Origin of the sequence: Arthrobacter sp. 2MCAF15, from assembly GCF_052115605.1 — a bacterium.
GTDB lineage: Bacteria > Actinomycetota > Actinomycetes > Actinomycetales > Micrococcaceae > Arthrobacter.
This window is the reverse complement of sequence record NZ_JBFRGZ010000040.1, coordinates 1-6505: the sequence shown is the minus strand read 5'-3', so window position 1 is coordinate 6505 and position 6505 is coordinate 1. Positions and strand designations below refer to the sequence as shown.

General features: G+C 60.4%; 4 protein-coding genes and 1 pseudogene. 3 read left to right on the top strand and 2 right to left on the bottom strand.

Annotated elements, in window-relative coordinates; genetic code table 11:
• The 3 genes from AB4089_RS22800 to AB4089_RS22790 form a co-directional block, all read left to right on the top strand.
• Positions 1-555: ABC transporter permease (locus AB4089_RS22800; RefSeq protein WP_441411543.1), on the top strand; the 555-nt coding region annotated here is incomplete at its 5' end.
• A 652-nt stretch (positions 556-1207) separates the two neighbouring features.
• Positions 1208-2974, top strand: a complete 1767-nt coding sequence (locus tag AB4089_RS22795; protein WP_441411542.1) for an ATP-dependent nuclease — start codon at positions 1208-1210, stop codon at positions 2972-2974.
• Positions 2967-4403 (top strand): UvrD-helicase domain-containing protein, encoded by a 1437-nt coding sequence (locus AB4089_RS22790; protein WP_441411541.1) that lies wholly within the window; start codon positions 2967-2969, stop codon positions 4401-4403. The genes AB4089_RS22795 and AB4089_RS22790 overlap by 8 nt, the downstream gene beginning before the upstream one ends.
• Positions 4404-4737: 334 nt before the next feature.
• Here AB4089_RS22790 and AB4089_RS22785 read toward each other — a convergent pair whose 3' ends face one another.
• Entirely contained in the window at positions 4738-6081 is a 1344-nt protein-coding gene (locus AB4089_RS22785) for a ParB/RepB/Spo0J family partition protein (protein ID WP_441411540.1), read from the bottom strand.
• Positions 6082-6374: 293 nt separating this feature from the next.
• A pseudogene (locus AB4089_RS22780) lies at positions 6375-6505 on the bottom strand (IS110 family transposase); the annotation flags it as partial.

Sequence of the window (6505 nt, the reverse complement as noted above, 5' to 3'; positions counted from 1 at the left end):
GTCATCGCCCTGTTCATGGTCGGCCTGGTCCAGATCCTGGTCTTCCTCACCCCCATCGCCGTCGGCTACGCCTTTTTCCGCGACAAACTCGCCATCCCCGACCTCGACCTCTCGAACCTGAGATTCGAACCAGGAACAATGCTCGTCGGGGCACTGCTGCTGCTCGGCGGGTTCACCGTCTTCACCGGCGTCCTGGTCGCGATCGGCGCCGTCATGCCCACCGCCAAAGACGCCGGCACCATCTTCGGGCCCCTGATGGCACTGATCTTCGTCCCCTTCTACGCCATGACCCTCATCATCTCCGACCCTAACGCGCCCATCGTGCAGATCTTCACCTACTTCCCGCTCTCCGCCCCCGTAACAGCCCTGCTCCGCAACGGCTTCGGAACTCTCTCTCCCGTCGAAGCAACCATCGTCATCGCCGAACTCTTTATCATCGGATTCCTCATCCTCAGACTCGCCGTGCATCTCTTCCGCTACGGGTCCATCCAATATTCAAGCAAGCTCTCCATCGCCGGCACCTTCCGCAAACGCACCGCACCCGCCGGTAAATGACCCGGCCCTGCCGAAACACGACGGTCGCGCAAGGCGCTGGAGGCACCTGCGGCTAACTGTGGCCGACACACCTTGACCACTCGTCAAAAACCTACAGCTCACGTTTTGACTGGCTTTGTTTTCCGGCAACGAGTTCTGACCACCGCTGTTGGGGCATTCGGGTCGTTTTCGGAGGCTTGCCGTGGGCAGGACTAGAGATATCGGTCGTTTTTACATACGCATCCCAGAGCGAACGATTTGACCACCACAAATAAAAATATTCACTAGTTTTGACTTCTTATTGACAATATGATAGAATAGAGGTAATAGGGCAAGGGAAGGAAGTTCCCCGCCGGCTCACGACCGGATTGCCCACCACGCAGTAGGTCGGGGGTTCGAGTCCCCTCGTCTCCACCATCATGGGGACGTAGCTCAGTTGGTAGAGCAACTGCCTGTCTTAGGGCAAGGGAAGGAAGTTCCCCGCCGGCTCACGACCGGATTGCCCACCACGCAGTAGAGGAGCAGTAGGCCGAATCCGAAATTTAGCGAGACATCCGCGGGCTTTGCAACATATCCAATACGTTGCCCCGGGTGTGAGCCTTCCACCCGTAGACTGAGCCCCGGCGCCGAGCTCTGGATGAGCACCAAAACGGGCCTAAAACGGGGGTAGAAGATGCGGGTCAGACGGCTCTGGATTTCAAATTTCAGGGGCGTCCGGGAACTTGATTGGAAGCTTCCAACAGACCAACAACTTGTTGCACTGGTCGGCCCGGGCGACAGCGGGAAATCAACCATCCTGGATGCCCTCCACTACTTGCTCGGTGACCGGTGGAATATCCCTTTCGCAGACACCGACTTCTTTGGGGTCAACGTGGAGAACCCCATCGTCGTCAAGGCCTTGTTAACAGACCTACCCATGGCACTGAAGAAGGAAGCGGCGCTGGGGCTGTGGCTGAGCGGCGTAGACGACCAGGGAGAGGCGCACCAAGACCCCGAGGATGGTCTGGAACCAGCCCTGCTAGTCCAGCTAGTGGTTAGTGCAGACCTTGAACCGAGATGGTTCGTGGTCCGCTCAGAGGGGGAATTGCAGAGCCTTTCGTCATCCCAGCGCCGTGCGTTTTCCACTTTCAAGGTCGATGACCGCGCTGATGCTCAACTTCGCTGGAGCCGAAACTCGCCCCTCGGACGGATGTCAGCTGAGGGTGGCGGAGAACGAGAAGCCTTGGCCGCGGCCTCCAGAGCGGCTCGAGATGCGTTAGGTGGTCACCAAAGCACATCGCTGACCGACATAGCTGCGAAAGTTCAGGACCGCGCGAACAAAATAGGCAGTGGAAGCTTTAGCGACATCAAGCCTGGCCTTGATACGTCACGCTCATCAATGAGCGCTGGGCTAGCTCTCTATGAAGACGTCATCCCTCTCACCAGTTACGGCCTCGGCAGCCGGAGGCTGGCAAGCCTAGCGGTCCAACAGCTTGCGGCCGGGAGTCGGTCGGTGGCAGTAGTAGACGAGTTGGAGTCGGGTCTGGAGCCACACCGTGCAGTTCGCTTGCTGAATTATCTAGTTTCGGACAAGGACTACTCACAGGTGATCGTAACCACGCATTCGCCCGTGATAGTCGAGCAGGCCCGCATCGAGAACCTTGCAACCGTTCAAAACCGAAACGGCGTAGTGACGGTGACGTCGCTTGGTAACTCCGGGGATCTGATACAGCGACTCCGCCGGACCCGCCCTTCATCCTTGCTGGCCCGCCGCGTTGTCGTGGCAGAAGGAAAAACTGAGCATGGGCTACTCCTAGAACTCATTGATGTTTGGGATGCCGAACGTGCCGCCTCCGGCCAATCGACGTCTGCGGGTGAAGGCGTAGCGATCCAGGACGGCAACGGGGGCACCGAGGTTGGACCGCGATCCGAAGCCCTTGCACAGCTGGGATTTTCCGTTATGGCTTTTCTTGACAATGACGACAGGAGCGTGGATGCCGGCATAGCCGCTGCAGCGTCGTCCGGTGTGCAGATCGTTCGCTGGAACCACGGGCTGAATACCGAAACGCAGGTTTGTTCGGGACTCCAGGCTCCGGCATTAACAGCATTTATCACTCTCGGCATTCAGCGCCGCAGCAGCGAGGACACCGTCCGTCAGGACCTCAATTCCATTGATCCGGTAAATCCAGTGCTCTCGCTCGATGTGGAGGACTGGCTCAACGCCGGCGTGACGTTGGAGGCTGCTCGCAACCGTATCGCGCAGGCAGCGATTAAGCGCAAGTGGTTCAAGGACGTCGATGGTGGCCGAGCCCTTGGTGCATGGATTGTATGGAACTACAGCCAAGCTCAGCTCAGCTCCACCACCTGTTTGCTAGACGAGGTTCGCGCCTTCCTCTACCCGGGGGAGGATGCGAATCGCGCGGCAGGTGGGGTTTCGGCTGGTGAGCCGCCCCATGGATGACGCACTGCGCCTCGCAGCCAAAGGTCTTTTGGCTGCGGCGCCTTGCTCCATAGAGATGCCGGCAGGAACTGGTAAGACGCATCTTCTGGCCGCGGCCGCGGCCGCCGCGGCCGCAGATGGCAAGCGCTCACTAATCTTGACGCATACAAACGCTGGTGTGGACGCAGTCCGTAAGCGAGTCCAGAGTTTCGGCGTTCCTCCCGCGCTCGTCCGGGTAGACACGATTACCAGCTGGGCTTTCTCCTTGGTTCGCTCCTACTCGGTAATTGCTGGAGTTTCAGTGACTGCGGTACCCGATTGGACATACTCCGACATCTACCTAGCAGGCGCCACCAAAGTGGCTCTCTCCGCCGCAATCGCCCACGTTCACTCAATCAGTTTCGATTACCTGTTCGTAGACGAATACCAGGACTGCACCTTGGTGCTACACGAGTTCGTCTTGGCGCTGGCATCGGCGATTCCTAAGGCAGTGATCCTCGGCGATCGTCTCCAAGCAATCTTTACTTTCACTGGCCCGATGACCTCTTGGGATGACCATGTGATGCCCCACTTCCCGCCCTACGAAATGGACATAACTCCACACCGATGGACTGAACACAACGTGGCCCTCGGGCGTTGGCTTCTAGATATCCGACCTCACCTAAAGGAAGGAGAGATGTTCGACTTCGCTGCACACAGCGTTCCTGGTCTACAGTTCATCGCCAACACAGGGCAAACTACGGTGGGGTCGATTGCGCATTCCTTCCGGAATTTCAACGAATCGGTGCTCCTGCTCGATAAGTGGCCGAACGACGTAGCCGGCCATGCCAGTCGTTTGGGCGGAACCTACTCAGTCATGGAAGACATCAGCGGCAACTTTATGCGCAGACAGCTGCAAGATTTGCCTGCCGAGGGCGACCATCGATTGGCTTGGTGGTTCGCCTGTTTCGCAAAGGAATGCATCGTCGGCCTTTCCGGCATCGACTCCGTCGTAAAGACTCAGTTGGCGAGGAACAAGCAGGTCACGCACTACACGCGGAAAGGTTTAGAGCCGATTCTTGCGGCGCTCGATCAGCTCCGTCTGTGTCCGACCTATCCTCACCTGGCACTGACGGCTGACATTGTCCGGGCACATCCTGGTCTTCGGGTCTACCGTTGGGAGGCGTGGAACGACACCCGGGAAGCAATCGCCATGACATCCACAAATGGAGAACCGGCGATGGATAACTTTTCCCGTGTGCGAGATCGCCTACGACGCACCGGGCGTCGCAGCGAAAATCGCACCGCTTCGAGGACCCTACTGGTGAAGGGCCTCGAATACGACCACGTGATAATCGCTGACCTGAATAAGATGTGCGATCCACAGAACCTGTATGTAGCCCTTTCCCGTGCTCGGAAAACCGTGAGCGTGCTCGGTAGGACCTCCCAGATCGAGCTGACGCACAGCTGAAAGTGGGGCCAGCCAGGTCTTGACCTGGAGAAAATGCGACAGGGCCAGCGCGAGCTGGCCCTGTCTGGGTTTCCCTCTGCAAAGGAAATATGTGGTTCAGCTTAGCTGAACGGTTGTGGTGCTGCCGCGGGCCGGGTACCTCGTTGTTCCTGGTCCGCGGGGTGGCAGTCCACCGGTCGCGTTGTCGCGGTTAATGGCGGTCCGGCGCTGGTGAGTGGCTGCTGTGGTTCGCCCTGGGCGGCGGACCGCCCCACGTTCGGGACGTTCCCGGCCCTCCTGGGGTGAGCGGCCGGGCGGCTGCCTCTGGGGTACAGCCGCCCGGTTCCCCGTCACATTACTCGGCGTCGGCGGTGTACTTGTCGAGGATGATCTGCTCCACGGCGCTTGCCGTGTAGCCCCAAACGGTGAGCTGGTTCAGGTAGTGGAAGTGCCGCTTCTCGGCGCTCCGCCAAGAGTCTTTCTGGATGGTCTTTTCATACCCGGCGCAGATCAGGGCGATGAGGGAGAACTCGGGCCGTGCGGTGGTCTTGGCGGTGTGGGCCCTTAACGGGTTCCAGCCCCACCGGCCGGTGTCCTCCCCGGTCTTGGCACCGATCATTTCGGTGGCGACCTTGCCGTCGTAGCCGCTGGCGGTTTCGGGGTCGTGGGTGATGGCGTGGACGGTGAAGTACTGCCAGCCCTTCGGCGCGGTCTTGCGGGAAAGCAGGGTCTTCACAAATTCACGCCTGACCTTCGTGGCACTTTCCATCTCGCGGTTATTGGCTATCAGGGTCTTCCGCTCGGCTTTCTGTTCCTCGGTCATCGGGCCTTTCTGGGCCTGCGTGCCGCCGTCGTAGCGTTCGTACTTCGGGGTGAAGCCCAGGTCCTTCCAGCCGATGATGACTGGCTGGGCGTTGTGCTGGCCCCGGTAGTCGGTGCTGATCAGGTAGGCGTTGGCGTCCTCGTCGGTGGCCGGTTCCCCGTCGGCCCGCTTCGCGGCCGAGACGTACAGGTTCTCTACGTTGGCGTAGTGCCCGGCGTCCTCGACAATGGTCTTGCCCTGGGCTTCGAGCTCGGCGATGAGGGCGGCGAGGGCGGCGGCGCGGTCGCGGCGGTCCCGGAGCAGCTGCGCGACGTGCAGGAGCTGCTCGGGTTCGTCCGCGATGACGGACTCTAACTCATCCGTGGCGTCCTGGTTCCCTTCAAATTCGGCCATGATGAGCGCTTCATCGATGGTGTATCCCTTGCCCAGGGCGGCGGCTCCGGCGTTCGAGGACTTGGCTTTCAGCGCACCTTCCACGGTGGTCTTGGTGCGCCCGGTCTTCTTGGCGATCGCGGCGGCTGAGACGCCGATCAGGGACAGCTGGTGGTAGGCGTCGGCCTCGTCCGCTTCGGTCAGTTCGGCGCGCTGGATGTTCTCCACGACCTGCGTCACGATCCGTTCGGCTTCCTCGGGGGACTCGATGATCATCACCGGGATGCTAGCGCGCCCGGCTTCGACGGCGGCGCGGGTGCGGCGCTGTCCCATCAGGACATGCACGGTCCCGTCGTCCTTGCGGTGGGCGATGACGGGTTCCATCACGCCGTGCTCCTTGATGCTGGCAATGAAATCGGCGGTCAGGGCGGCGTCTTTACGGACGTTGATGTCCACGGTCAGGGTGGCCGGGTCGAGCATTTCGAGGGTGGGTGTGGTGTTCATGGTGTTGCTCCTTTTGCAGAGGATTCCGGTGGGTGGGGCGGCTCAGTTGACCGGCCAGCTTCCCCTCTCCCCCGACGCTTCTATGTCTGTCAAGCGGCTGGAAAAGGATGCGGGCGCGGACCAGTGGTGGGGCGGCTCGTGGTGACCGGCCAGCGTCCCCATTCCCCCCGTTGTTTTGGCTGCTGGCGAAGCTTGCGGAGCTGTGGCCGACGGAGGCCTGTCTACCCGCAGGGCAAGGGGCGGGAAATTCCCGGAGGAAATCAGCGACGAAGGAGTCTCACGTGTTTAAGAAGTCAAGCGGCAAGGTCTGCTGCCCGCGGGGTGAAGGCTGTAGCTTCATCGAAATGGATACGCGTGGTGAGGCAGTGGTGGAGTTGGCCTAGGAAGCGATTGAAGAGGTTGCGCTGGGCCGCTGCATGCCAGT

Excerpts from the sequence above, each read along its gene's own strand:
- AB4089_RS22795 (WP_441411542.1), top strand. The coding sequence starts at position 1,208 with ATGCGGGTCAGACGGCTCTGGATTTCAAATTTCAGGGGCGTCCGGGAA.
- AB4089_RS22785 (WP_441411540.1), bottom strand. The coding sequence starts at position 6,081 with ATGAACACCACACCCACCCTCGAAATGCTCGACCCGGCCACCCTGACC.
- AB4089_RS22790 (WP_441411541.1), top strand. The coding sequence starts at position 2,967 with ATGGATGACGCACTGCGCCTCGCAGCCAAAGGTCTTTTGGCTGCGGCG.